The sequence below is a fragment of the Streptomyces sp. NPDC053474 genome (assembly GCF_044544845.1).
In the GTDB taxonomy this organism is placed as follows: Bacteria; Actinomycetota; Actinomycetes; order Streptomycetales; family Streptomycetaceae; genus Streptomyces.
The window spans coordinates 85,081-109,443 of sequence record NZ_JBITXV010000004.1; the positions used below are offsets into that span (position 1 = coordinate 85,081).

A 24,363-nucleotide genomic window follows, 5' to 3' on the forward strand; every position below is an offset into this window, starting at 1 on the left:
AAGGGGCGGGTCTGGGGCGCAGCGCGGCGTAAAGTTGGGGCATGCCCCGTTACGAGTACCGCTGCCGCCCCTGCGGCGACACCTTCGAGCTGAGCCGCCCGATGGCGGAGTCCGCGGACCCGGCCGTGTGCCCGGCGGGCCACGAGGACACCGTGAAGCTCCTGTCGACCGTGGCGGTCGGCGGCAGCACCCCGGCCCCCGCCTCAGGGAGCGGCGGCGGAGGCTGCTGCGGCGGCGGCTGCTGCGGCTAGCGCAGCACGTCGGCCGCGCCGAGCAGGCCCAACTCCGCCCGCGTGGGGGCGCCTTCCCAGTCCCCGCGCGAGGCGACCGCGAAGGCCCCGGTGGTCACCGCCCGCTCAAGCCGCCCCGGCACCTCCGCGCCGTCGAGCAGCGCGGACAGATACCCGGCGACGAACGCGTCCCCGGCGCCCACGGTGTCGACGACGCGCACCGGCACGGCGGGGCGGTGCCACACCGCGCCCCCGCCCCCGTACGCGGTGGCGCCGTCCGCCCCCAGCTTCACGACGACCTCCGGGACGCCGAGCCGCAGCAGCCGCTCGGCCGACTCCCGTACGTCGGCCGGTCCTTCGTCCGGCGGCAGGCACACCGGCAGCTCGTCGGCGGAGGCCACGAGCACGTCGACAGCCGAAAGCCAGGGGCGCAGGAAGGCCCCCGCCTCCCGCGTACTCCACAGCCGGGAGCGGAAGTTGACGTCCAGACAGACGGGCACGGCGTGCTCGCGCGCCAGGCGCAGCACGCCCTCCCAGGCGGCCCGGGCCGCCTCGCCGAGGGCCGGGGTGACCCCGGTCAGATGCAGCAGGCGCGGCGGCGCGGCGGCGAAGGCCCGCGCGACGGACTGGGCGTCGACGCGGGAACCGGCCGAGCCGGAGCGGTAGTAGTGGACCCGCGTCACCTCCGGAAGGCGCGGCTCGAAGAGGATCAGGCCGGTGGGCGCGTGCGGGTCGCGCCGCGCGCCGGTGACGTCCACGCCCTCGGCCCGCAGCGTCCGCAGGACCAGCTCACCGGCCTCGTCGTCGCCGACGGCACCCGCCCAGGAGGCGCCGTGCCCGAGCCGGGCCAGGCCCACGGCGACGTTCGACTCGGCCCCCGCGACGGACACGGTCATGGTGCCGCCCAGCTTCAGCGGCCCCGTGCCGCGCAGGGCGACCATGGTCTCCCCGAAGGTGAGCACGTCCGGGCCGGGGCCGGTGCCCGCGCGCACCCCGCTCACGCGCACACCTGCGCGAACCGCCGCGCGCGCCGCCGCAGGGCGTCCAGGTCGCCGCCGTCCGCCGCGTCCCCGACGAGCGGCGAGCCGACGCCCACCGCCGCCGCACCGTGCTCCAGATAGGCCGCCGCCGCGTCCGCGTCCACGCCGCCGACCGGTACGAACGGCAGGCCGGGGAAGGGCCCGCGGAGCGCCTTCAGATAGTCGGGGCCGCCCGTCGCCGACGCCGGGAAGACCTTCAGGGCGGTCGCGCCCACCGCGCTCGCGGCGATCACGTCGGTCGGGGTGAGGACGCCCGCGAGCACCGGCAGGCCGAGCGCCAGGCCGGTGTCGACACCCGCGCCGAGGCCGGGTGTCACGATCAGGTTCGCGCCCGCCCCGGCCGCGCCCTGGGCGTCGTCCGCGGTCAGGACCGTACCCGCGCCGAGCCACGCGTCCGCGCCCAGCTCGGCCCGCGCCCTGCGCAGCACTCCGAGCGCGTCGGAGCCGCTCAGCGAGACCTCGACCAGCGGCACCCCGGACTCGACGAGCGCCAGGACGGTACGGAACGACGCCTCCGGGTCGCGGCCGCGCACGATGGCGAGCAGCCGCCGGGCCCGCAGCGCGGCGAGGAAACCGGCCGCGCCTGCGGCCGGACCGTCGGTCGGACTCTTGCGCACACCCTCGGTCATGCCCTCAGGCTCGCACAGCGGCCGGGCCGTCCCGACGCGGGGCCCGGGGCTCAGCCCGCGCCCTGCCCCCGCTCCTCGCGGATCCGCGCGACCACCCGGGCCGCCGTCGCGCGCACGGCCTCCATCTCGGTCAGGAACTGCCAGTAGTCGGGGTGGCGGCCCTCCAGGGCCGCCACCGCGCGGTCCAGGCGGGCCACCGACTCGTCCAGCGGGCGGGCGTCGCGCGGGTCGGGGCGCTGGCGGCCCGCCATGGCCAGGCGCTGGGCGTCCCGGACCGCGAACCGGGTGCGCTCGATCTCCGCCTGCGGGTCCTTGGAGACCTCATTCAGGCGCCGCAGCCGGTCACCGGCGGCGGACACCGCCTCGTCGGTGGAGTTGAGCAGGGCCCGCACGGTCGACAGGCGCGCCGTCGCGTCCGGCCACCGCTGCTCCTCGCGGGCCCGCTGGGCCTCCGCCAGCTTGGCCTCGGCCTGCCGTACGTTCTCCACGGCCTGCTCGGGGACGCGCTGGAGGTCCTGCCAGCAGGCCGCGGTGAAGCGGCGGCGCAGCTCGCTGAGGACCGGCTCGACCTGCTCGCTGCGGGTGGTCAGGGCCTGGGCGCGGGTGCGCAGTGACACCAGGCGCCGGTCGATCTCGCGGGCCCGCTCGGGCAGCCGCTCCGCCTCCGCGCGGACGGCCTCCGCGTCGCGTACGACGCGGTCGGCGCGCTGCAGCGTGTCGGCGACGCCGTGCTGCCCCGCGCCCTGGTTGAGCTTGGTCAGCTCGGGCGCCAGCGCGGCGAGCCGCCCCGCGAGGTCGTCGGCCTTCAGGCCCGCGCCGCGCACCGCGTCCAGGGCGTTGCTCGCCGCGAGGAGCGTCTGGCGGGCCCGCTCCACGGCCGGGGCGAGCCGGGCGAGCTGCGTCTCCGCCTTGTCGAGCAGCGGCCCGAGCCCTTGAGAGAAACGGTCCAGGTCCTGCTTGGTCCTGCCGAGCGCGTCCTTGGCCGCCGTCAGCTCGGTGCGCGCCCGGGTCGCGGCGGACGCCTCCAGGTCGTCGCGGTCCAGGTCGTGCGCGTCGACCGCGGTGATGTACTGGTGGCTGACCTCGTCGATGCGCTGCCCGAACGCCTCGAAGTCGGCGGCGGCGCGGCGCGCGGCGGGCGAGGAGTCCACCGCCACGATCGTCTCGATGGAGATCCGCAGGTCCCGCTGCGCGGTGTCCAGCTCGTAGAACGCGGCCGCCGCCGCGTCCTTGGCCGCCTGCGCGTCGGCCCGCGCGCCCTCGCCCCGCCCACCGAACCACCGCCGCGTCCCGCCCCCGGCGAAGGACCCGGGCAACACGGCGAGGACAAGGGGCAAGAGGGCGAGCGTCAACGCCCCTGGAAGGGGCGCGGGACGGGACACTCTGCGGCTCCGCCGCGTGGGCGCGCCCGGCCACGACCGGCCCGCAGATTTCCGTACGGGCGACACGAGACGGCGCACACCGCCGAAGGCGGAAGGGGCCACCGGCACCGAGGGACAGGCACAGGAGGCCGTGCCACACCTGTGTGGCTGCGATGGTGTCGCCGTCACTGTCCCTCTCCCGCGCTGTCGTCCGCCCTGCCAGGCCGGTGTCACATTCTCCCACCGGTAGAGGACGAACACACGAGGTGGTCAGTTCGCCGCGCGCACCGTGATGTGGCCGTCGACGCTGCGTACGGACACCCGGTGCGGGCTGTCGTCGGCGCGCGGCACGGACACGTCGACGCCGCCGTCCACGCTCTCGGTGTCCACGCGGTACCGGGCGTCGGGCAGGCCGACGGTCACGGACCCGTCCGTGCTCCGCGCCCGCACCCGGTCCGGTACGGCGCCGAGTTCGAGCCACACGGAACCGTCCCGGGAGCGGGCGCTGACCCGCTTCGACGTGACCCCGTCGGTCCGCACCGACCCGTCGGCGCTGCTCAGGTCCAGCGGCCCGCTGGAGTTCCGCACGGTCACGCTGCCGTCGGCCGTGCGCACCTTCAGGGGCTCGCGGAAGCCGCTGGCGGTCACCTGGCCGTCGCGGTTCAGGATGGTCACGGCGACGCCGCGCGGTACGACGACGCGGTGCTTGGCGGAGCAATTGCTGATCACCCCGCTGCACTTCACGCGGAACGTGAGCTTGTCGCCCTCGGCGCTCTGCTTCCACGTGACCTTGGGGCTGTTGCCGAGCACGGTGCGCCCGTCGAACCAGCGCGTGACCCGGACGTCCTTCACGTGGTCCGACACGACGACGTCCAGGGCGGAGTCGTCGGAGTCGAGGGTCAGCGTCCGCCCGGGCAGGCTGAACGCCCGCCGGTCCGGCGTCTTGTCGTCCTCGGCGCTCGCCCCGCAGGCGGCGACGAGCCCGCAGACGGCCACCGTGGTGCCGACACCGGCGAGGATCCGCGCGCTCCGCGGCCCCAGTGGACCCCGGCGGCGGCTGTGGACGGTGGTCATGACGTTCTCTCCCCTGAAGGCCCCCTCGCGACCCCTGCCGCGAGCTCACGTCCGACAGTAGGGAGCGGGGCGCGCCCGGAGGATCCGGGCCGCTACCGGATCCGGGGTGGGGATATCCCCCCGGCCGGTCGGGGGCCCCTACGGGTTTGCGGTCCACCGCCACCAGCAAGGTAGGCTGTCCACTCGTCCCGGGCGCGTAGCTCAGGGGTAGAGCGTCGCCCTTACAAGGCGAATGTCGGCGGTTCGAAACCGTCCGCGCCCACCGGGTTCAGTACCACGCCGTCGGCCTCTCGGAGAAATCTTCACGATCCCCGGGGGGCCGTCGGCTTGTCCGCGTTCAGGATGGTTTCCGCGTTCTTCAGGGCGCGGGCGCGGAGTTGGCGCCACTGGGTGAGCTCCGTGCGGTGTCCGGCGCGGACTTCGGCGAGGGGGCGGGCGGCGTGGGCGGCTTCCGGCTTGAGGTTGTTCACCACCGTCGAGACGCGGAACCAGCGCTTCTGGTCGCCGTAGAGGGTGCGCTGGGCCGCGGCCAGGCAGCCGTCGGTGTGCGCGCTCACCGAGTGGCCCGTGGGCAGGGTCAGGGAGAGCTCCGTGCGGCCGGTGCCGAACAGGGCGGCGGCCACGCGCTGCCGCTCGGCGGCGGGCGGCGGGCGCTCGCCCGGGCGGGGCGGGGTGAAGCCCCGGTGCCGCAGACAGCCGTCGGTGAGCCGCTGCTGCGCCGCCTTGATGACGTCGTCCGGGTGGGGCGCGGGCGGACGCGGCGCGGGCGACGAGCACCCCGCCGCGAGGGCGCCCGCCAGGAGGACGGGCAGGGGGACGAGGGCGCGCAGGCGCATGGGGGCTCCCGGGGTGGGCTCGGCACGGTGCGTGCGCAGACTCCCCGGTGGCGGGGCGGGTAAGCGTCGCTTCACCCGCGACGGTGAGTAGTCCTACCGGTTCCGGTGACGCGGCGGGCCCTAGGTGCGGCGTGCCTTCGACGGGTGCGTACGGCGGTACCTGCGGTCCCAGCGCTCCTGGCGGGACCGGCGGATGCGGTAGTCGCGGTACGTGACGGGGGCGCTCGCCCCGCCCTTGCCGCCGGTGCCCGCGCTCCCGGCTCCGCTCAGGCCGCCCTTGACCGCGGCGCGGTCGTGGCGGCGGATCAGGAAGTACGCGATCGCCGCGGCGACCAGCCACAGCAGGGGCTGGCTGAAGCCGAGGACGATCAGGACGAGCAGCAGGGCGATCGTCAGGACAATCATGGATGTACCTCCGCAGGCTGGACGCGGGGGCTGGGCGTGACCTTCGTGGACGGGGGGCGGGCCCGCGCCGCGCGAAGCGGGGGCGGCTCCGGCGCGCGGACCGCGGAGTGCGGGGTCGTAGACGGGCTCGTTCGGGCCTTCGTACGGCGGAGTCAACGCCCGCCGTCGGTGCCTGTCAATGCCCTCGGGGCTCGGGGAAGGCCACCCGTCGTGGGTCCTTGGGCCCCGTCCGGGTATCCACCGCCTCCGGTGCCGAAACCCGCGGGACGCACCGGGTTCTCGTCGGGGGCCGGGACGCGCGAAGCTGGAGGCATGTGCCGCAGCATCAAGACGCTCCGCCCGCCCGCGCTCCCCGAGGAGGCCACCGAGGACGAGATCCGGGCGGCCGCGCTTCAGTACGTACGCAAGGTGTCCGGGTTCCGGGCGCCCGCCGCGCACAACCGGGAGGTGTTCGACCGGGCCGTGGACGCGGTCGCCGCCGCCACGGCCGAGCTGCTCGACGGGCTTGAGGTGCGGGGCGCCCGCGCCTAGGCGCCGGACGGGCTCGAGTTCGCCGCGGGGCGGCGGACCAGGTAGGCCGCGCCCGCGCCCGCCGCGACGAGGGCGAGCACGGAGACGCCGGTGGCCAGCCAGGTCGCGCCGAGCCACTGGCCGCCGAAGTAGCCGAGGCCCACGCTGTAGCCCGCCCAGGCCACGCCCGCGAGGGCCGACCAGGGCAGGAAGTCGCGCTTGCGGCGGTGCGCGGCGCCCGCGCCGAGGGAGACGATGGAGCGCCCCGCGGGGGCGAAGCGCGCGATGACGACGAGGACGCCGCCGCCCCGCGAGAGGGCCGTGCCGAGCCGCTCCTGCGCGCTGGTCAGGCGCCGGGAGCGGGCGATGGCCCGGTCGAGGCGCTCCCCGCCGCGCCAGGCGATGCGGTAGGCGACGAGGTCGCCGAGCACGGACGCGGTCGCGGCGCACAGCATCAGCAGGAGGATGTCCGGCACGTCGTGCGGCACCCGCCCCGTGCCGGTGCCCGCCGCGGCCGCGGCCGTGGCCGCGGTGATGACGAGGACACCGCTGGGCAGCAGCGGCAGGAACACGTCGAACAGGACGGAGAGGGCCACGACCGCGTAGATCCACGGACTGGCGGTCAGCGCCCCCACACTCTCAAACACCCGAATCTCCCCGTAACTCCCCGGTCGGCAACTCATCGCCGCGATGTCTCGGGGAGCGGCGGGTGGCGGCCTGACGACAGCTGTACAGCGTACGCCGCGAGATCGCCCAGAGATCCACTGGGGGCTCAGTTGTTCGCTACGTCACGTTCATCAGGGGGTCGGCTCGTTCACCCGGCGGGCCGCGCGGCCGGGGCGTACGGTGGTGGGCGGCCCGTACGAACAGTGACAGAGCGCCCCAAAGGGGCCTGACCTGGCGATACGAGGAGCTTGCCATGGTGGCAGGAGTGTTTGCCTCGGCTGTCGCGGCGGCTGTGCTCGCCGCGGCCGGAGCCGTCGGAAGCGGTACGGCGGACCGGGTGGAGAGCGGTCCGGCGGACCGGGTGGAGCGTGGCACGGCGGACCGGGCGGAAAGCGGCGCGCAGGACCGCCTGGGGCGTCGTACGTCGGACCGTGTGGAGGTCCGCGCGGAGGCGCGGTTCGCACCGCCGACGGCCTTCGTGCCGTCCGCCGCGATCACGTACGAGCAGCAGCTCGTCCCCGCCGCCTCCTGGATCGAGGTGACGCAGCGCAGCGATCAGATCGGCACGCGTGTCTCCCTGCGCGTGAAGGGCCTGCAGCCGGGCCACGCGTACGGCGTGCACGTGCACCAGAAGCCGTGCGGCGCGGACCCGGCGGCCGCGGGGCCGCACTACCAGAACGAGCCGGGTCCCATGAATCCGGAGAACGAGGTTTGGCTGGACTTCACCGCCGCCAAGGACGGCTCCGGCAAGGCGTCCGCCGTCCACAACTGGGGCTTCCGGCGCGGCGAGGCCGCGGCAGTCGTGCTGCACCGGGAGCAGGGCGGCGCGGGTGAGCGGCTCGCGTGCTTCAGCGTGCCGTTCGCACCGCCCCCGGCGGGCTAGGGCTCCGGCCCCGGCGTCCGCGCGTGACGGTGCCCGTTCCGTACCCGTGAACGTGACGGTGCCCCCGTTCCGTACCCGTGAACCGGTACGGAACGGGGGCACCGTCCGCGCGTGGGGCGCGGTCAGGCCGCGATGGGGGTGCGGTCGGAGCCCGCTTTGGCCTTCTGCTCGCCGCGGGCCGCCGCGATGAGGCGGTCGACGCCGAACGCGCCGGAGCCGGTGAAGACCAGGAGCAGCATGGCCCAGCAGAACATCGCCGAGGCCTCTCCCGCGTTCTCTATCGGCCACAGGGCCTCGGGCTGGTGGACCTTGAAGTAGGCGTACGCCATCGAGCCGGACGAGATGAACGCCGCCGCGCGGGTGCCGAGGCCGAGGGCGACGAGGGCGCCGCCGACGAGCTGGATGACGGCCGCGTACCAGCCGGGCCAGGTGCCCGCGTCGATGGTGGCGCCGTTGCCGTCGGTGCCGCCGAAGGCACCGAAGAGCGAGGCGGCGCCGTGGCAGAAGAAGAGCAGGCCGACGACGATGCGGAAGAGGCCGAGGGCATAGGGCTGGGCGCTGTTCAGCCGCTCAGTCATGGTGGGGGACTCCTTCGGTCTTGTTCGGTTGGGGACGTGAACCGATCGCGAAGCCTCAAGATTAGGTGGGCCTAAGTAGTACTTGCAACTTCAACATCTGAGTGTTTGATGAGAATCATCTGGATTCGGCCGTCTCGTTTCCCCGCTCGCTCATGAGGTGTTGGTCTGTACCAAGTCGGGGGTCTGGACCAAGTCTGGAGCCTGGGGAGCGCCGGGGGCCAGAGTCGTGCCGGGGAAAGCTGTCACGGCCCGCAGCGCGGCACGCGCCACCGCGTCCGCGTCCGCAAGGGTCACCGAGTCCACGCCCGGCCGGGCCCCGGCCGCCGTCACCCAGTGCACGCCCTCCGTGGGCACCCCGAACGCGAACCGCCGTGGGTGCGCCCGCCCCTGACGGTCAATCAGGTGGTAGGGGCGCCCGGTCACGTCGAGGCCGCCCGTCACGTGGTCGTCGACGGTGTGCGGGCGGCACTGCCCGGTCCGCAGCAGGCCCGCGAGCAGCGCGTCCCCGGTGCGCCGCAGGTCCGGCTCCGGGAGCCGCGCCTCCACGAGGGCCGTCACCCGCACCTCGGAGCCCGGCACGTCCGGCGAGCGCGCGACGAACGCCCCGTCCCGCGCCCGCACGTCCAGGCGCGGCCCGAGCACCTCGACCACGCCCGCCTCGATCAGCGCCGTCAGCTCCTCCGTGCGGCGTCGGGGCGGGCCGATCGACAGGAAGGCGTTCAGCGGGGTGTACCAGGCGTCCAGGTGGTCGCGGCGCGAGCGGCCCGTGATGCCGCCGTGGTCCACGGCGAGGCGCAGCTCGTTGCGCAGGTCGCGCAGCACGTCGAGGGCCGACTTCAGCGGGCCCGCGACATTGCCGAGCGCGGCCTGGGCCGCGTCCTCGCGCAGCCGGGCGAGCAGCCAGGCGCGGAACTCCTCCGGCGAGCCGAAGACCTGCCCCGCGCACGGGCGGGCGAGCCGGTCCCAGGACCAGCGGTCGGCCTCCGCTATCCCGAACGCGTCCAGGAGCAGGGGCTCTTCGGGCCCCCGGTGGGGGAGGTCGAGGAAGCGGTCGCGGAAGTCCCGCGCCCGCCCGGGTGTGCCACGGGCGCTCAGCAGCGCCCCGTAGTAGACCGTCTCCACCTCCTTCGCCACCAGCGGCCAGACCTCGGCGAGGAAGTCCGGCGCGTCCCCGCTGTCCGCGCGCTTGCGGAAGCGGGCGATCACGTCGGCGGTGAGCAGGGCGGGTTCGTGCCGTCCGTAGGGGCCCTTCGCGTTGTCGCCGCGCGCGTGGTACGGCACGCCGCGCCGCGAACCGGCGTACAGGCGCGGCTCGTTGCCCGACGGTACGTAGCGCGGCGGGCGGCCCGGCGTGCGGACGAAGCGGCCGCCGCGGCCCTCGGTCAGGAGCGTCACGTGGTCGAAGAAGTTCAGGCCGAGCCCGCGCAGGAGCACGGGAGCGCCGGGGGCGAGGGCGGAGAGGTCGACGTCGGCCGGGTTGGCGGGCAGGACGTGCCGCAGGCCGTGGCGGGCGGCGTACTCCGAGAGAGCGGTCAGCGAGGCGTCGGGCGCGGTGGGCAGATGGCCCTGGGCGAGCACCACGGCCGACAGGCCGGTCAGGGCGCGGGAGTCGTCGAGTACGAGGGTCTGGAGGCCGTCGGCCGTCTCGGCGAGACGGGCCGCGCGGGCCGCGTGGGTGACGACGCGGACTGCGTCCGGGGCGGTGCGCAGCGTCCGGGCGAACACCCACTCCAGATAGCGGCCGTACGCGGCGCGCGTCGGATAGTCGTCCGGGCCGAGCCCGGGTATGTGCCCGTCCGCCGCCCACTCGTACAGGCTCGGCCCCGGTCTGACCGGCCCCGCGCAGTCGACGCTGGCGTCGGTGAACAGGGTCACCTGGGAGGCGACGGTGTTCATCAGGAGCTCGGGCGCCTGGTCGGTGCGCCAGACCCGGCCGGGGCCCGGGGGTGCCGGGTCGATCACGTGGACGGTGATCCGCGTGCCCGGGGCGAGGAGTTCGGTGGCCGAGGCGCAGAGGCGTTCCAGGACGCTGGTGCCGCGGGGGCCCGCCCCTACGACGGCCAGGGCGGGGGTGAGGGGTGCGAGGGACAAACGGGGGCTCCCTTTGCGATGCGGCGCACATGGTGCACGGGGAAGCGGACGGTCCGCATCATGCCTCGCGGTGCGCCCCTGGCCCGCCCCTTTCCCGAAACTGGGGCTCCGCCCCCGGGCCCTGGCCTAGGGCCTGTCCGATGGGTCGGCGCGGCGTCGCGACGCCTGGCACGCACGCTCGCCGCGTTGCCGAAATGCCCTAGTAGCTCCTTCCCCAAGCTCTCAGCTGCGTTCGAGCAGGGGAGACCCCACCCGAGGACATTCCGGCGCCTTGCGATCGCACGCACCAGACGCCGCTCCTTGCTCCACGCCGACCCATCGGACAGGCCCTAGAGCTGCCGGGACGCCGTCGTCGTCAGGCCCCCGGTCCGCCGGGCCTGGTCCAGGCGGAGCTCCGCGCCGCGGCCCCGCATCGTCAGGGTCATGAGCTGGTTGCCGAACCAGGGGCCGCCCGTCCTGCGCCAGCTCACCCCGGCGCGGGCCAGCCTGCCGTGGCGGGCGAAGAGGCGGCCGAGGGCGCGCCCCGCGCGGCTCCAGCCGAAGCGGAAGCCGACGCGTATCGAGGCGGGGATGGAGTTGTGCACGGGCGAGCAGGTGAGCTGCAGGACCCGCGCGGCGGGCGCCGAGCCGCGCGGCCAGGCGGGCTCGGCGACGTAGGCGTGGTGGACGTCTCCGGACAGGACGAGGACGGTCGCCGGGGCGTTTGGGCCCGTGCCCGCCTCGGCTATCAGCTCGGTGAGCGCGGCGAAGGAGTCGGGGAACGCCGCCCAGTGCTCCAGGTCCGCGCGCCGCCGCAGGTCCTCGCCGAAGCGGGCCCAGCGCGCGCCGCGCTCGCCCCGGCACAGCGCGGCGTTCCACCCCTCGGCGTCGTGGATGAGGTGCGGGAGCAGCCAGGGCAGCGAGGTGCCGATCAGGAGGTGGTCGTAGCCCCCGTCGAGGGCCTGCTCGCGCAGCCAGCGGGCCTCGTCGGCGTCGAGCATGGCCCGCCGGTCCTCGTCCAGGACGCGGGCGGCGCGGGTGTCGACCATGAGCAGGCGCACCCCGCCGAAGTCGCGGCGGTAGCTCCATCGGACCGCCGCCGGGTTGGCGTCGGCGCGGGCGGCGAAGGCGCGCAGCTCCTCCGTGCCGTCGGGGGCCGCGCGCACCGCCGCGTACAGCTCGTCGCGGTCGAGTTCGGCGGGCGGCAGATTGCCCAGGTGCTGGTACACCCAGTACGACATCAGTCCGCTGCGGACGCGCTCGCCCCACCAGGGCGTGGCCCGCATGTCGGCGAGCCAGGAGGCGCTGGTGTTCCAGTCGTCGATGACGTCGTGGTCGTCGAAGACCATGCAGCTCGGCACGGTGGAGAGCAGCCAGCGGACCTCGGGGTCGAGCCAGGACTCGTAGTAGAGGTGGGTGTACTCCTCATAGTCCGCGACCTGGTCGCCCGGGGGCTCGGACAGGTCGCGGCGCGCGGCGAGCCAGCGGCGCGTGGCCCCGGAGACCTCGTCCGCGTAGACCTGGTCCCCGAGGAGCAGCAGGACGTCCGGGCGCTCGGCGGCCGGGTCGGCGGCGATGCGCGCGGCGAGGGCGTCCAGGGCGTCCGGGCCGACGGGGTCGTGCTCACCGGCGGGCGGCGCGGCCCAGCGGCAGGAGCCGAAGGTGACGCGGACGGCCTCCGGCTCGTCCGGCGGCGTCCGCAGGGTGCTCGGCGGGAACGGGCTCTCGGGCAGCGGCCAGACGCCGTTCCCGTCGAGCGTCACCTCGTACGCGGTCTCCGTGCCGGGGCGCAGTCCGGTCACCGGGACGAGCGCGTAGTGGTGCCCGGCGATCTGGAACGTGCGGGCCGAGCCGCCCGCGCCGTCCGCGCACCGCACCTCGGCGGTGCAGGGCCGGTCGGCCTCGACCCACACGGTCGCGCTCCGCCCGTCGACGTATCTCAGCAGAGGGCCCAGACGCAGCCGTGCCACAGTGATCACTCTCCTCCGTCGCCCCGTACGGTACGGAACGACGGAGGCGGGCGGGACGGTTCCGGTGATCTGCCGGTCAGCAGCCGTTCAGGATCGAGGCGAGCTTGCTCTTCTCGGCCGGGTCGACGCTCAGGTTGTAGTGCTGCTTCACGTCCACCCACATGCGCGCGTAGAAGCAGTGGTAGGAGGCGGCCGGCGGCATCCACTCCGCCGGGTCCTTGTCGCCCTTGGCCTGGTTGACGTTGTCGGTCACCGCGATGAGCTGGGGCTGGCCCAGGTCGTTGGCGAAGGCCTGGCGCTGGGACTGGGTCCAGGCGTTGGCGCCGGACTTCCAGGCCTCGGACAGCGGCACCACGTGGTCGATGTCGAGGTCGGAGGCCTGGGTCCAGGTGGCGCCGTCGTACGCGGACTTCCAGGTGCCAAAGACGGCGGCACAGCTGCCGTCCTGCTGGACGTTCTCGCCGTCGCGCTTGAGGACCACCTCACGGGTGTTGCAGGCGCCGGACTGGGTGATCCAGTGCGGGAACTTGTCCCGGCTGTAGCCGTCGGACGAGCCCTCGGCGCGCTCGGTGAGCTGGCCGAGGTAGGTGCGGGCGGTGGCGGCGCTGACCGGCGTGGGCGGCGCGGCCTGGGCGGGGGAGCCGGACAGGAGGGTGGCGGCACTGGCGAGGGCGGCGGCGCCGGCGAGGGCCGCGAGGCGGCGACGCGCGTAGATTCCGGGCATGCGAACTCCCTTGAGGTGGGGGGATGTTGACCACTCGGGCGTGGACAGGCTGGCGGTGTGGGGTGGCCAGCAGATGTGCGCGCGGTGACAGGGTCGCGTCAAAAGGGTGACCGAGGCAAGGGGTTCGCCGGTATGTCACGGCTTGTCATATGTGCGCGGGGCCAAGGGGGTTGCGTGGACGTGACCCGGCTCACCCCGCGCGGCGCCCGGAACCGGACCAAAGTCCCTGTTCACGGGCCTGGAGGGATCGCGTAGCATGGCCGGTGCAGAAGGGGAGTAGCTCTTCGCCGGACCGTCGACACACTGCTCAGCGCGAGCTGGGCCGGCGCCCGGAGGCGGCCCACCCGGTGGGCGGCCAGCGAGACCTTCGGCAAGCAGTGCCCCGCGCACACGTCCGTGTGCGCCGCCGTGCGCTGCCGTGCCGAGGTGTCGTACGCGAAGGCTGCTGCGGAGCTCTCGGTGGGGTGGCCCGACCGATTGAGGAACCTTGATCAGCTTGAGTGTGACGGCGCTCGTCTTCGGCGTCGTCTTCCTTGCCGAACTGCCCGACAAGACCGCGCTCGCCGGGCTCGTGCTCGGCACCCGCTACCGCGCGAGCTACGTCTTCGCGGGCGTGGCCGCCGCGTTCACCGTGCACGTCGTGCTCGCCGTGGCCGCGGGCAGCGTCCTCACCCTCGCCCCGCAGCGCCTGGTGCACGCGATCACCGGCCTGCTGTTCCTCGGCGGCGCCGCGATGCTGCTCCTGAAGAAGGGCGACGGCGACGACGAGGTCAAGGCGCCCAAGGACCAGAGCTTCTGGCGGGTCTCCGGGGCGGGCTTCATGCTCATCCTGGTCGCCGAGTTCGGCGACCTGACGCAGATCATGACGGCGAACCTGGCCGCACGCTACGACGACCCGCTGTCGGTCGGCATCGGCGCGGTCCTGGCCCTCTGGGCGGTCGCCGGGCTCGGCATCGTCGGCGGCAAGGCGCTGATGAAGCGGGTGCCGCTGGCCCTCATCACCAAGGTCGCGGCGCTCCTGATGCTGGCGCTCGGGCTGTGGAGCCTCTACGAGGCCGTGGCCTGAGGCGGCCGCGGTGGATGCCCCGGGTGGGGCCGCTTTTGCGGGCCTGACCTGCGTTGTTGCCCCTTGCGGGACTTGTTTTGTACCGTGAAGAAACAAAGTGGCTCCGCCCGTACTCCCTGACCGGCGGGCGGGGTCGCCTTGTTCTTGTCGACCTTCGCTCGACCTCCCGAGCTCCTCTCGACGCGTGTGCGGGTTCCCTTCGCCTTTGGAGTACGCCGATGACGGCCGTGACCGAACTGACCGCCCGAGCCCTCCTCCTCGACATGGACGGGACCCTCGTCAACTCCGACGCCGTCGTGGAGCGCTGCTGGCGCGACTGGGCGGCCCGGCACGGGCTCGACCCGGACGAGGTCATGAAGGTCGTGCACGGCCGCCAGGGGCACGCCTCCATGGCGCTGCTGCTGCCCGACCGGCCCATGGCCGAGAACCACGCGGAGAACCGCGAGATGCTCGCGCGCGAGACCGCCGACCTGGACGGCGTCGTGCCCGTGCCCGGCGCCCCCGCCTTCCTGGCCTCCCTCGCCGGGCTCCCGCACGCCCTGGTGACCTCCGCCGACGTCGCCCTGTCCACCGGCCGCATGGGCGCGGCGGGGCTCCCTATGCCCGCGATACGCGTCACCGCCGAGAGCGTCGGTGCCAGTAAGCCGGACCCGGAGGGCTTTCTCAAAGGGGCGGCGGAGCTTGGGGTCGCTCCCGAGGACTGTGTTGTCTTTGAGGACTCGGGGGCGGGGGTTGCGGCGGGGCGCTCCGCGGGCATGAGGGTGGTCGGGGTCGGGCCTCGGGCCGCCGAGTACGGGCCGACCGTGTGCGTCGATGACCTCACCCAGGTGCGGGTCACCGCCCTGCCGGGCGGGGGGCTGCGGCTTTCCTTTGGCTCCTTCTGAGTTTCCTGTAGCGCCGTACGGGGGCTGTGGTCGCTCGTCTGACGGTTGTCTGTGGCTGGTCGCGCAGTTCCCCGCGCCCCTTTGGGGCGGCTTCGCCGCGGCCGCTCACGGTGCCCTTGTCTCCGCTTCCAAAGCTCGGCGGGTCGCTCTGCCGTAGGTGCCGAGGGGGTCCTGGGTGATGCCCCGGGCCCATTGGTAGCGGGCCACCGCCTGGGCCAGCAGGGGGGAGTAGACGCCGTCCGCCGGGCCCTCGTACAACTGGATCCGGCGTAGGCGGTGCTGGAGTTCGGTGACCTCCCGGCCGTGGTCGCCCAGGTGCAGGACGGGGGGCGGGGGTGGCGGGAAGGACACCGTGCCGGTGGCGCGGGCCGTCGTGCGCGTGGGGGACGTGGCGGGCGCGTGCAGGGGCCGAGGGGAGTGCGAGGCCGACGGGGTCGGGGGCGCGGACACGGACCTGGACGGCGAGGGCCGCACGCGGCGCGGCGGCGGGCTGGACACGGGCTCGGCCGACACGCGCGCGGCCGGTTCCTCCCGTGGCGGGTCGTCGTCGGTGCTGGCCGTGGCGTCCGGCAGCGCCCGGTCCGAGCCGCCGCCACCGCCCCCGGAGAACATGCCGGTGGCGAACACGGCCGCCGAGGCGAACAGCGCCCCCGCCCCCGCGAGCAGCGTCGTACGGCCGCTCCGGCGGACCCGTCTGTGGGTGGCCCGCGCGGCGCCCCGCTCCCCGGCCGCACGCGCCACCGCGGGCCGGGCCACCGGGGGCGGCGGAGCCGACGACAGGGCCGGAAGCGGCGCCCGCGGCTCCGGCAGCGTCACGTACGGGCGGATCCGCAGCGGATCGAAGTCCTCGGCGGCCGCCGCCTGCGCGGAACGGGTCTCGCGCAGCGCGTCCGCCGTCTCGCGCGCACAGCCGCACGCGGGCGCACCACCCGGCGCACGCGATCTGCCGCACCGGGGACAGCACGCCCCCACCGGCGTCCCACCAGGCCCTAAGGCAGGCTCCTCGGGCCCCACGGCCCTCCCGTGCTGCTCGCCCACTGGGTGCTCCCCTCGCTCGGCGGCCCCGTAGAGCTCTTCAGGAGTATGCAGCCGTACGACTCAACAGGCCATAACGGGTGACTCGGCTCAGGATGGAGATGAGGAGCACCCGGGGAGGTGGCCATGACGCAGGACGTGAGCGCCCGTCCGTCCGGGCCGGAGCACGGGGCGGGGCCCGGCGAACACGTGCCCGGTGGCGTACTGGTCTCCATCGGCGCGCTGCTGCTCGGCATGCTGCTCGCCGCCCTCGACCAGACCATCGTCTCCACCGCCCTCCCGACGATCGTCAGCGACCTCGGCGGCATGGAGCACCTGTCGTGGGTCGTCACGGCGTATCTGCTCGCCGCCACGGCGGCCACCCCGCTGTGGGGCAAGCTCGGCGACCAGTACGGCCGCAAGAAGCTCTTCCAGACCGCTATCGTGATCTTCCTGGCGGGTTCGGCGCTGTGCGGCGCCGCCCAGAACATGTCCGAGCTGATCGCCTTCCGCGCCCTCCAGGGCCTCGGCGGCGGCGGGCTCATGGTCCTGTCGATGGCGCTCGTCGGTGACCTGGTGTCGCCGCGCGACCGCGGCAAGTACCAGGGCCTGTTCGGCGCGGTCTTCGGCGCCACGAGCGTGCTCGGGCCGCTGCTCGGCGGCCTGTTCACCCAGCATCTGAGCTGGCGCTGGGTCTTCTACGTCAATCTGCCCGTCGGCGCGGTCGCGCTCGTCGTGATCGCCGCCGTGCTGCGCGTCCCGGCCCGCTCGACCCGGCACACCATCGACTACCTCGGCACCTTCCTCATCGCGTCCGTCGCCACCTGCCTGGTGCTCGTCGCCTCGCTCGGCGGCACCACCTGGGGCTGGGGCTCCCCGCAGATCATCGGGCTCGCGGTGCTCGGCGTGGTGCTCGCCGGGTGCTTCGTCGCGGTCGAGCGCAGGGCGGCGGAACCAGTGCTTCCGCTGAAGCTCTTCCGGGTGCGCACCTTCACGCTCTCCGCCGTCATCAGCTTCGTCGTCGGCTTCGCGATGTTCGGTGCCATGACGTACCTGCCGACGTTCCTCCAGGTCGTCCAGGGTGTGTCGCCCACCATGTCGGGCGTGCACATGCTGCCGATGGTCGTCGGCCTGCTGATCTCGTCCACCGCGTCCGGCCAGATCGTCAGCCGCACAGGGCGCTGGAAGGTGTTCCCGATCGCGGGCACCGGCGTCACCGCGCTCGGCCTGCTGCTCCTGCACCAGCTGAAGCCCGACAGCCCGACCTTCGAGATGAGCGCGTACTTCTTCGTCTTCGGCTTCGGGCTCGGCCTCGTCATGCAGGTGCTCGTCCTGATCGTGCAGAACGCCGTGGGCTACGAGGACCTGGGCGTGGCCACCTCCGGCGCGACCTTCTTCCGGTCCATCGGCGCCTCCTTCGGCGTCGCGGTCTTCGGTACGGTCTTCACCCACCGGCTCGGCGACAAGCTCGGCGCGGCCCTCGGCGGGCAGCAGCTGCCGCCGGGCGTCAGCGCCGACTCGCTCAAGGCCGACCCGCGCGGCATCGCGGAGCTGCCGCCGGGGCTGCGGCCCGGCGTCGTCGACGCGTACGCGAGCTCGATCACCGACGTCTTCCTGTACGCGGCCCCCGTGGCGCTCGCCGCCTTCGTCCTGGCCTGGTTCCTGCGCGAGGACAAGCTGCGCGGCGCGGTCACCGCGCCCGACCCCACCCAGACGCTCGCCAGCAACCCCGTCCAGCGGTCGTCGTACGACGAGGTGGCGCGGGCCCTGTCGGTCCTCGGGACGCGGGAGGGGCGGCGCGCGGTCTACGAGGACATCACCCGGCGGGCCGGGTACGACCTGCTGCCCGCCGCGAGCTGGCTGCTCCTGCGCATCAGCAGGCACGGGCACGTGGAGCCCGCGACGCTCACCGAGCGCAGCATGGTGCCGCTGACCGTCATCACCCAGGCCGCGCGCCAGCTGGAGGAGCGCCGCCTAGCGGTGCGCGAGGGCCTCGGCCTGCGCCTCACCCCCGACGGCGCCGAGGCCGCCGCCCGCCTCGCCGGGGCCCGCGAGGACTCCCTCGCGGAACTCCTCGGCGACTGGTGGGGGCCCGAGCGCCCGACGGACCTGCGGGAGCTGGTGGAGGAACTGGGCGCGGAGCTGTGCGGGTCGGACGGGGAGCGCCCACGCGACCCCGTGCGGGGAGCCGTGCGGTAGGGCTTGCCCCGTCCCGCTCCTTCATCGCGCTGCGCGCTCGTCCTCAAACGCCGGACGGGCTGAATGATCTCGGTGCACGTCGGATGCCTTCTGCGGGCTCGCGGACGACATCCGGTCCGCACCGGCAGCAATTCAGCCCGTCCGGCGTTTGAGGACGAGGCGCGGAGCGCCGAAAAGGCGGGGGTCCGGGGGCGGAGCCCCCGGGATCGGGAAGGGGCGGGACAGGGGCGCCCCCGCGAGCTCAGACGACAGTCGACCACCCACCGGAAGGTCCGGCGGAGTCCTCATCAGTCACGCCAAGGCACAGCAACCACGGCCACGTCATCACCGAGACGTCGATACGCCGCCTGCCACCGGGCTGCGCCAGGCAGTTGTCCTGCACGGCATGCTGCACGACGTTACTGGCGAGTTCGGAGACAACGAGCCGGGCGTCATCGCTGATGTGCCCAAGCCGCCAGTCCTGGAGGGACCCTCGAACCATGTCCCGTGCGGCGCGAACCGCGTCCTGGGAATCGGCCGAGAACGTCAGCGCCCGGTGATGACCGGCCGACGATTCGGCAGCGCCAGCTCGCGGAGTTGCCACGCCTGGAGTGTTCGCTCTGTGTTTGCTCGGACGAGGTCCCCTCACGCCCCCTCCTGACTTCCGACGGGCGGCGCACCCGGTCATTCCGTGCCGAACAGTGAACGACACGAGCCGACGAGTCGGGGGCGTTCGCCAGGGGGTTCATGTGAACACCGGCAAAGGCAAAGGGGGCACATACAGGGGAGCATGGACCGAGATCCGAACGCGCGCCTCATTTCCCTGATGAAAGAGGCCAGAGTCTCGAACAAGCGCCTCGCGAAGCGCATGTGCGACCGGGCGAAGCAACGCGGCACACCTCTCGGAACCACCCACGTGTCCGTCCAGCGATGGCGGGACGGAGCAGGCACCAGGCCACAGACGGCGGCGGTCATGGCGGATGCGCTCAGCGCCAAGCCGAGTCGCCACGCCGGGCGATCTTGGATTCTGCCCGCATCGCAGCCGATCGGGTACCCGGCGACCGACGCTTCGGCTGTCCCAGGTCAATGGCGACCGCATGTTCGGCACTCGCATCCTGACCAACCTCAGCCACCAGGCCAACTACCTCGGCAACCACGCCCAAGCGATCCAACTCGCCCGCGCGTCAGCCGAAGGCGGCAAAGGCCAGTCGACACCGCGCCCTGGCCAATGCCGGTGACGCCCGCGGCGCTGGCCGCGCCATGAACGAGGCCGAGTGCTACTTCGAACGCGCCGACACAGCCGAAGACTCCGACTGGCTCCACTACGTCGGCGCCGCAGAGATCCAGAGCGAAACCTGCCACTGCCTACGCGACCTCAAACAGTGCCGCGAGGCCTTGGGCCACGCCCAACGCGCCGCCGACAGCACGGTCCCGGAGTATGCCCGGACTCTGGGCTTCTGCCGCATGGTCCTAACCCAAAGCCACTTACTGAACGGCGAGTTGGAAGCAGCAGGTGACACCCTCCAGTCCGCCCGCTTCCAGCGGTACGTCACGGACTTCCAGGCAGAGGTCAGCAGGCACGCGGCAATCCCAGCCGTGGCAGCATTCCACGAAAAGGTTCGCGACGCCCTCGCCCGTTTGGACGATGACTGACCCACCACGGGCACGCCAAATACGAACCCTCAGCCGAGCCGAACAGCGAAGAAGTTGCAGGTGGCTTCACCGTGATCGAGTAACGTCGGCGGGACCAGCAAGGGTGTACCACCACAGCCCTTCGATAGCCCCAGCACCGAGCCACCACTGTCCACTTCATGCGAGATTATGGGACTTTCCACCAAATGACCACAATGCCGGTCTCTCAAGAAGTAAGCAAAAACTCCTCGCCTGCCTAGCAAATCCCCAGGTCACGACCTGCGGTCCCCGCGCGTGCGGGGGTGGTCCCGTCCTGATTGGCTCCACCGCGCGCATGGGCAAGCGGTCCCCGCGCGTGCGGGGGTGGTCCTTTGAAGTGCAATTCGGCGTGGCCGCGTTGCCTGCGGTCCCCGCGCGTGCGGGGGTGGTCCCACGTCGCTCTTTGAGCCGTACTACAAGTGGTCCGCGGTCCCCGCGCGTGCGGGGGTGGTCCCGCCCTGCGATGGCGGTTCAGTCATCGGGCAATGCGGTCCCCGCGCGTGCGGGGGTGGTCCCGCACTCTTCCGCGTCTTCGGGTCGAACTTGCGGTGGTCCCCGCGCGTGCGGGGGTGGTCCCAGTCCGGGGAGCATCGCCGTGGCCACGGCCAGGTGGTCCCCGCGCGTGCGGGGGTCTCATCGCAAGGCTCAAGCCATCCACAGCCAGGCCGTAGCCGGGGCCACACGCCCCCCACGGTCCTTCAACAGCGGATTCCGCCGAACCTCCTCGTACCTACCAAGGCCGCCAATCCCGAGGCCCATCGTCGTCCCTCAGCGCCGCGATCCGGCGTCGGTACTCGTCCGCCACCCTCTCGCTCACCCGCACGTTCTGCATGAGCCAGGTCGTCATGTTGAACTCCTGCAGCCCGCGGAGCGTCCCGTAGCCCTCCCAGTCGACAGGTCCCGCCCGTACGCGCCCACGAAGTCGGCGTACTGCTCGGACGTGACCATGAGGTCCCACTCCGGGTGGTCGTAGCAGAGGACTTCGAAGTCGATGAGGATCACGCGGCCTTGAACGTCCGTCATGAGGTTCTGGACGTGCGCGTCCCCGTGGACGGGCCCCTTCGGCGTCTCGAACTTCAGCTCGGCGCACTTGTCCTGGAGCTCCCGTGCGCGCTTCCGCAGGAAGGTCTTGTCGTCGTCCGGGAGCGCGGCCTTGTCCAGCCGTACGTCCGACTTGTCGAAGGGCTCGTACGACGGCAGGTGGAGGCCCTCCGGCACGGTCATGGAGTGCAGGTCCCGCAGGACACCGCCCAACTCCCCGTACGTGGCCTTGAGATCCGCCTCCACGGCCCTCGCCCGTCAGCCAGCGCCCTGAGCAGCGTCAGCCGCCATGCCCGAACCAGCCCCCCCTTAGTCGCGCGCGATCAACCGGCGCCCACCCATGGGTGACCAACCCGGCATGCGCCAGACAGACGGCAAGGACGAACCCCCACGCCAGAGTGTCGACGTGGGGCTCGCCGCGGCGCGACCCTTCGGGGCGTTCTCGCGGGCGCTCTAGGCCTGCTTCGGGGCCGCCTGCTGCACGACCTCGAAGGACCAGACCTCGTTGCCCGTCGCGGCGGGCTTGGGGCGGTCGCCGCCGCCCTGGTGGGCCGCCTTCATCGGGCCCTCCATCCACGCCTGGAAGGACGCCTCGTCGCGCCAGCGCGTGTACACCAGGTAGTTGTCCGTGCCGTCGACCGGGCGGAGCAGCTCGAACCACTCGAAGCCGTCCGAGCCCTCGACGGTCCCGGCGCGGGACGCGAAGCGCTTCTCCAGGACCTCGCGCTGCTCGGCGGGCACGTTCAGGACGTTGATCTTCACGATGCTCATGGGGTCATCCTCGCGTATGGCCGCGTCGGGGCGGCGTGAGGCCCCGTACGGCCGCGGCCCGAGGGGCGGGCCCGTTGGCGGCGGCGAGGCTAGGATGCGCGCGAGTGTCCGAAACCATGGGGGTGCGGAGATGCTGGAGCTCACGATGGCCACGGTGTCGGGTGCGGACGCGGGGGCGACCGCGGGCATGACGATGGCGGAGGCCCCCAGCGAGCCGGGCGCGGTGCTCCTGGTGGGCCGCGACGGCAGCGTGTGCAGGCTCGTGCCGCCGCAGGACTGGCTGTTCGTGTCCCGTACGCATCTGGAGTTCCGCTGCGGCCCCGACGGCGTCTGGACCGTCACCTGGCTGCGCGGTTCGCAGCCGAACCCGGCGTCCGAGGTCCGCCTCCTCGCCCACGGGGCGGCGACGCCGCTCGCCTACGGAGGGGCGGCGCCGCTGCCGCGGGGCGGCTCCGGGGAGATCGTGGTGCAGGACCGCTCGGGGCCGCGGAGCGTGAACGTGGGCTTCTACCACGAGGGGTGAGCCCCGGTCCGCCGTGGCTCAGGCCCGCACCCGGGCCAGCGCGAAGCCGTCGTAGCCCTTGTCGCCGACCGTCTGCACCGCCGTGCCGTCGAGGTCCGGATGGCTCGCGATGAGCTCCAGGGCCTCGCGGGTGCCGAGGATCGACGGGTCGTCCGAGGTGGCGTCGGCGACCCCGCCGCCCCGGACCACGTTGTCCAGGACGATCAGGCCGCCCGGCCGGGTCAGCTTCAGGGACCACTCCAGATAGCGGGCGTTGTTCGCCTTGTCCGCGTCGATGAAGACCAGGTCGAAGGGGGCGGTGCCCTCGGCGTGCAGCGCGGCCAGGGAGTCGAGGGCGGGGCCCGTGCGCACCTCGGCGACCTTGTCCAGGCCCGCGTGGGCGAGGTTGGCGCGGGCCACGGCGGCGTGGGCCGGTTCGAACTCCAGGGTGATCAGGCGGCCGTCGTCGGGCAGGGCCCGCGCCAGCCAGATGGTGCTGTAGGCGGCGAGGGTGCCGATCTCCAGGATCCGCCCGGCCGGGACGAGCCGGGCCAGGAGGTGGAGGAGCTTGCCCTGCGTGGGGGTGACGCTGATCGCGGGCAGCCCCGCGGCCTCGGCGGCGTGGCGGGCGTGGGTGAGGGCCTCGTCCTCGGGGACGAGGAGGTCCGTGAAGTAGGTGTCCACGGTGGTCCAGGCGGGGTGGGCCGTCACAGGGGGCTCCTAGGTGCGGGGGTGGCGTGGGCGGTGTGCCCTGCCGGTGGGCTCCCCACTCCCGCCCCACCCCGAAACCACGGCCCTGGGCGGAGTCAGGCGCCGGGCTCGACCGCGGGCGGCGACCCCGGCAGGGGGCGGCCCGCGGACTCCGTCATGCGCCAGACGGCGAAGCCGCCCACGACGGCCGCGGCCATCATGTAGTACGCGGGCATCATGACGTCCCCCGTGGCCCCGATGAGGGCCGTGACCACCAGCGGGGTCGTGCCGCCGAAGACGGACACGGAGACGTTGAAGCCGATGGACAGCGAGCCGTAGCGGACCTTCGTGGGGAAGAGCGCGGGCAGCGCCGACGGCATGGCGGCCGTGAAGCAGACCAGGAGCAGGCCGAGCGCGGCCATGCCGAGCCCGATGGCCCACAGGGAGCCGTCGCGGATCAGGAGCAGGGCGGGCACGGAGAGCAGGAAGAAGCCGGCGCAGCCCGTGGCGATGACGGGGCGGCGGCCGACGCGGTCGGTGAGCGCGCCGACGAACGGCTGGGCGCACATCATCAGGGCCATCACCGCGAGCACCACGAGCAGGCCGTGCGTCTCGTCGTACTTCAGCTCGCCGGTCAGGTACGTCGGCATGTACGACAGGAGCATGTAGTCGGTGACGTTGAAGACCAGGACGAGGCCCACGCACAGGAGCAGGGTGCGCCACTGGCCGGTCACCATCTCGCGCAGGCCGACCTTGCCGCGGGTGCGCTCGTCGGCGTGCGCCCGCTCCAGCTGGGCCGCGAACGCCGGGGTCTCCTCCAGGCGCATGCGCAAGTAGAGGCCGATGAGGCCCATCGGGCCCGCGATCAGGAACGGGACGCGCCAGCCCCAGGACAGCAGGTCCTCGCTGGACAGGAGCGCGGTCATCAGCGTGACCAGGCCCGCGCCGCCGATGTAGCCCGCGAGGGTGCCGAACTCCAGCCAGCTGCCGAGGAAGCCGCGCCGCTTGTCGGGGGCGTACTCGGCGATGAAGGTGGCGGCGCCCGCGTACTCGCCGCCGGTGGAGAAGCCCTGCACGAGACGGGCGATGAGCAGGAGGACCGGGGCCCAGACGCCGATCGTGGCGTACGACGGGATCAGGCCGATCGCGAACGTGCCCGCCGCCATCATGATCATGGTGAGGGCCAGCACCTTCTGGCGGCCCACGCGGTCGCCGAGGGGCCCGAAGACCATGCCGCCGACGGGGCGGATCAGAAAGGCCGCGGCGAAGGCGCCGAAGGTGGACAGGAGCTGTGCCGTCGGGTTGCCCGAGGGGAAGAAGACCTTGCCGAGGGTGACCGCGATATAGCTGTAGACGCCGAAGTCGAACCACTCCATCGCGTTGCCGAGCGCGGCCGCCTTCACCGCGCGCTTGACGAGCGCCGGGTCGGTGACGGTGACCTCGGGGGCCGGGGCGCCGCCGGGTCCCGCGGGGGACGGCGCCTGCTGCTTGCTCGGGGCGACGGGGGTGGCGTTCGGCAAGAGCTCGCTCGCCTGCCTTTCGATGGACGACAAGGACACAAGTCGACGAC

The 24,363-nt window shown here is 73.4% G+C and carries 25 protein-coding genes, 1 tRNA gene and 1 CRISPR repeat array; of the genes, 9 read left to right on the forward strand and 17 right to left on the reverse strand.

What is annotated here, in order from left to right; all coding sequences use genetic code 11:
• The first annotated feature begins 41 nt into the window (after positions 1–41).
• Complete coding sequence (locus ACIG3E_RS10250; RefSeq protein ID WP_399613702.1) at positions 42–251, forward strand: zinc ribbon domain-containing protein; 210 nt, start codon at positions 42–44, stop codon at positions 249–251.
• Here ACIG3E_RS10250 and ACIG3E_RS10255 read toward each other — a convergent pair.
• The 4 genes from ACIG3E_RS10255 to ACIG3E_RS10270 form a co-directional block, all read right to left on the reverse strand.
• Positions 248–1,231 (reverse strand): sugar kinase, encoded by a 984-nt coding sequence (locus tag ACIG3E_RS10255; RefSeq protein ID WP_399613705.1) that lies wholly within the window; start codon positions 1,229–1,231, stop codon positions 248–250. The genes ACIG3E_RS10250 and ACIG3E_RS10255 overlap by 4 nt on opposite strands.
• A complete protein-coding gene (locus tag ACIG3E_RS10260; RefSeq protein ID WP_399613707.1) occupies positions 1,228–1,899 on the reverse strand; it encodes a bifunctional 4-hydroxy-2-oxoglutarate aldolase/2-dehydro-3-deoxy-phosphogluconate aldolase in 672 nt (223 codons plus the stop codon). Before ACIG3E_RS10260 ends, ACIG3E_RS10255 begins: the two co-directional genes overlap by 4 nt.
• Positions 1,900–1,949: 50 nt before the next feature.
• The gene (locus ACIG3E_RS10265) at positions 1,950–3,449 is read right to left on the reverse strand and encodes a hypothetical protein (protein ID WP_399613710.1); all 1,500 of its coding nucleotides are present in this window, start codon (positions 3,447–3,449) and stop codon (positions 1,950–1,952) included.
• An 81-nt stretch (positions 3,450–3,530) separates the two neighbouring features.
• Positions 3,531–4,334 (reverse strand): DUF4097 family beta strand repeat-containing protein, encoded by an 804-nt coding sequence (locus tag ACIG3E_RS10270; protein ID WP_399613713.1) that lies wholly within the window; start codon positions 4,332–4,334, stop codon positions 3,531–3,533.
• Positions 4,335–4,524: 190 nt separating this feature from the next.
• Between ACIG3E_RS10270 and ACIG3E_RS10275 the strand changes: the two genes are divergently transcribed.
• Positions 4,525–4,596: transfer RNA gene (locus ACIG3E_RS10275), tRNA-Val, on the forward strand.
• Positions 4,597–4,636: 40 nt separating this feature from the next.
• Here the strand turns inward: ACIG3E_RS10275 and ACIG3E_RS10280 are convergent.
• A complete protein-coding gene (locus ACIG3E_RS10280) occupies positions 4,637–5,170 on the reverse strand; it encodes a hypothetical protein (RefSeq protein ID WP_399613715.1) in 534 nt (177 codons plus the stop codon).
• A 120-nt stretch (positions 5,171–5,290) separates the two neighbouring features.
• Entirely contained in the window at positions 5,291–5,575 is a 285-nt protein-coding gene (locus ACIG3E_RS10285) for a hypothetical protein (protein ID WP_399613717.1), read from the reverse strand.
• 312 nt (positions 5,576–5,887) lie between these two features.
• On the opposite strand from ACIG3E_RS10285, the gene ACIG3E_RS10290 reads away from it, so the two are divergent.
• Positions 5,888–6,106, forward strand: a complete 219-nt coding sequence (locus ACIG3E_RS10290) for a DUF2277 domain-containing protein (protein ID WP_399613719.1) — start codon at positions 5,888–5,890, stop codon at positions 6,104–6,106.
• On the opposite strand, the gene ACIG3E_RS10295 is transcribed toward ACIG3E_RS10290, so the two are convergent.
• On the reverse strand, positions 6,103–6,732 hold the full coding sequence (locus ACIG3E_RS10295) for a DedA family protein (RefSeq protein ID WP_399613722.1): 630 nt from the start codon (positions 6,730–6,732) through the stop codon (positions 6,103–6,105). The genes ACIG3E_RS10290 and ACIG3E_RS10295 overlap by 4 nt on opposite strands.
• A gap of 272 nt (positions 6,733–7,004) precedes the next feature.
• On the opposite strand from ACIG3E_RS10295, the gene ACIG3E_RS10300 reads away from it, so the two are divergent.
• Complete coding sequence (locus tag ACIG3E_RS10300) at positions 7,005–7,634, forward strand: superoxide dismutase family protein (RefSeq protein WP_399613724.1); 630 nt, start codon at positions 7,005–7,007, stop codon at positions 7,632–7,634.
• A gap of 122 nt (positions 7,635–7,756) precedes the next feature.
• Here the strand turns inward: ACIG3E_RS10300 and ACIG3E_RS10305 are convergent, their stop codons facing one another.
• The 4 genes from ACIG3E_RS10305 to ACIG3E_RS10320 form a co-directional block, all read right to left on the reverse strand.
• Positions 7,757–8,212 carry a DoxX family protein gene (locus ACIG3E_RS10305; protein WP_399613727.1) on the reverse strand — a complete coding sequence of 152 codons (456 nt, stop codon included), beginning with the start codon at positions 8,210–8,212 and terminating at the stop codon, positions 7,757–7,759.
• A gap of 150 nt (positions 8,213–8,362) precedes the next feature.
• Positions 8,363–10,303 carry an FAD/NAD(P)-binding protein gene (locus tag ACIG3E_RS10310; protein ID WP_399613730.1) on the reverse strand — a complete coding sequence of 647 codons (1,941 nt, stop codon included), beginning with the start codon at positions 10,301–10,303 and terminating at the stop codon, positions 8,363–8,365.
• Between the two features lie 329 nt (positions 10,304–10,632).
• Complete coding sequence (locus ACIG3E_RS10315) at positions 10,633–12,252, reverse strand: alkaline phosphatase D family protein (protein WP_399614798.1); 1,620 nt, start codon at positions 12,250–12,252, stop codon at positions 10,633–10,635.
• A gap of 76 nt (positions 12,253–12,328) precedes the next feature.
• Positions 12,329–12,976 carry an HNH endonuclease family protein gene (locus tag ACIG3E_RS10320; RefSeq protein WP_399613732.1) on the reverse strand — a complete coding sequence of 216 codons (648 nt, stop codon included), beginning with the start codon at positions 12,974–12,976 and terminating at the stop codon, positions 12,329–12,331.
• Positions 12,977–13,463: 487 nt separating this feature from the next.
• On the opposite strand from ACIG3E_RS10320, the gene ACIG3E_RS10325 reads away from it, so the two are divergent.
• Together ACIG3E_RS10325 and ACIG3E_RS10330 are read left to right on the forward strand one after the other, a co-directional pair.
• Complete coding sequence (locus ACIG3E_RS10325; protein WP_399613735.1) at positions 13,464–14,042, forward strand: TMEM165/GDT1 family protein; 579 nt, start codon at positions 13,464–13,466, stop codon at positions 14,040–14,042.
• A gap of 218 nt (positions 14,043–14,260) precedes the next feature.
• Positions 14,261–14,926 carry an HAD family hydrolase gene (locus tag ACIG3E_RS10330; protein ID WP_399613737.1) on the forward strand — a complete coding sequence of 222 codons (666 nt, stop codon included), beginning with the start codon at positions 14,261–14,263 and terminating at the stop codon, positions 14,924–14,926.
• A gap of 105 nt (positions 14,927–15,031) precedes the next feature.
• Here ACIG3E_RS10330 and ACIG3E_RS10335 read toward each other — a convergent pair whose 3' ends face one another.
• Positions 15,032–15,898 carry a peptidoglycan-binding protein gene (locus ACIG3E_RS10335; protein ID WP_399613739.1) on the reverse strand — a complete coding sequence of 289 codons (867 nt, stop codon included), beginning with the start codon at positions 15,896–15,898 and terminating at the stop codon, positions 15,032–15,034.
• Positions 15,899–16,087: 189 nt separating this feature from the next.
• Here ACIG3E_RS10335 and ACIG3E_RS10340 point away from each other — a divergent pair, with 189 nt between their 5' ends.
• Positions 16,088–18,139, forward strand: a complete 2,052-nt coding sequence (locus ACIG3E_RS10340) for an MDR family MFS transporter (RefSeq protein WP_399613741.1) — start codon at positions 16,088–16,090, stop codon at positions 18,137–18,139.
• Between the two features lie 241 nt (positions 18,140–18,380).
• On the opposite strand, the gene ACIG3E_RS10345 is transcribed toward ACIG3E_RS10340, so the two are convergent.
• The gene (locus tag ACIG3E_RS10345) at positions 18,381–18,722 is read right to left on the reverse strand and encodes an ATP-binding protein (protein WP_399613743.1); all 342 of its coding nucleotides are present in this window, start codon (positions 18,720–18,722) and stop codon (positions 18,381–18,383) included.
• Positions 18,723–19,378: 656 nt separating this feature from the next.
• On the opposite strand from ACIG3E_RS10345, the gene ACIG3E_RS10350 reads away from it, so the two are divergent.
• Positions 19,379–19,771: a hypothetical protein gene (locus tag ACIG3E_RS10350; protein WP_399613745.1), complete on the forward strand. Its 393-nt coding sequence runs from the start codon at positions 19,379–19,381 to the stop codon at positions 19,769–19,771.
• A 260-nt stretch (positions 19,772–20,031) separates the two neighbouring features.
• A CRISPR array of direct repeats spans positions 20,032–20,427; the repeat unit is 26 nt; unit sequence GGTCCCCGCGCGTGCGGGGGTGGTCC.
• 205 nt (positions 20,428–20,632) lie between these two features.
• Here the strand turns inward: ACIG3E_RS10350 and ACIG3E_RS10355 are convergent.
• Positions 20,633–21,076 carry a phosphotransferase family protein gene (locus tag ACIG3E_RS10355; protein WP_399613747.1) on the reverse strand — a complete coding sequence of 148 codons (444 nt, stop codon included), beginning with the start codon at positions 21,074–21,076 and terminating at the stop codon, positions 20,633–20,635.
• A 207-nt stretch (positions 21,077–21,283) separates the two neighbouring features.
• Entirely contained in the window at positions 21,284–21,601 is a 318-nt protein-coding gene (locus ACIG3E_RS10360) for an antibiotic biosynthesis monooxygenase family protein (RefSeq protein ID WP_399613750.1), read from the reverse strand.
• A gap of 130 nt (positions 21,602–21,731) precedes the next feature.
• On the opposite strand from ACIG3E_RS10360, the gene ACIG3E_RS10365 reads away from it, so the two are divergent.
• Positions 21,732–22,124, forward strand: coding sequence for a hypothetical protein (locus ACIG3E_RS10365; protein ID WP_172386709.1), 393 nt, complete (start codon positions 21,732–21,734; stop codon positions 22,122–22,124).
• An 18-nt stretch (positions 22,125–22,142) separates the two neighbouring features.
• Here the strand turns inward: ACIG3E_RS10365 and ACIG3E_RS10370 are convergent, their stop codons facing one another.
• Positions 22,143–22,814 carry an O-methyltransferase gene (locus ACIG3E_RS10370; protein ID WP_399613753.1) on the reverse strand — a complete coding sequence of 224 codons (672 nt, stop codon included), beginning with the start codon at positions 22,812–22,814 and terminating at the stop codon, positions 22,143–22,145.
• A gap of 95 nt (positions 22,815–22,909) precedes the next feature.
• A complete protein-coding gene (gene proP, locus ACIG3E_RS10375) occupies positions 22,910–24,313 on the reverse strand; it encodes a glycine betaine/L-proline transporter ProP (protein WP_399614800.1) in 1,404 nt (467 codons plus the stop codon).
• Positions 24,314–24,363 lie beyond the last annotated feature (50 nt).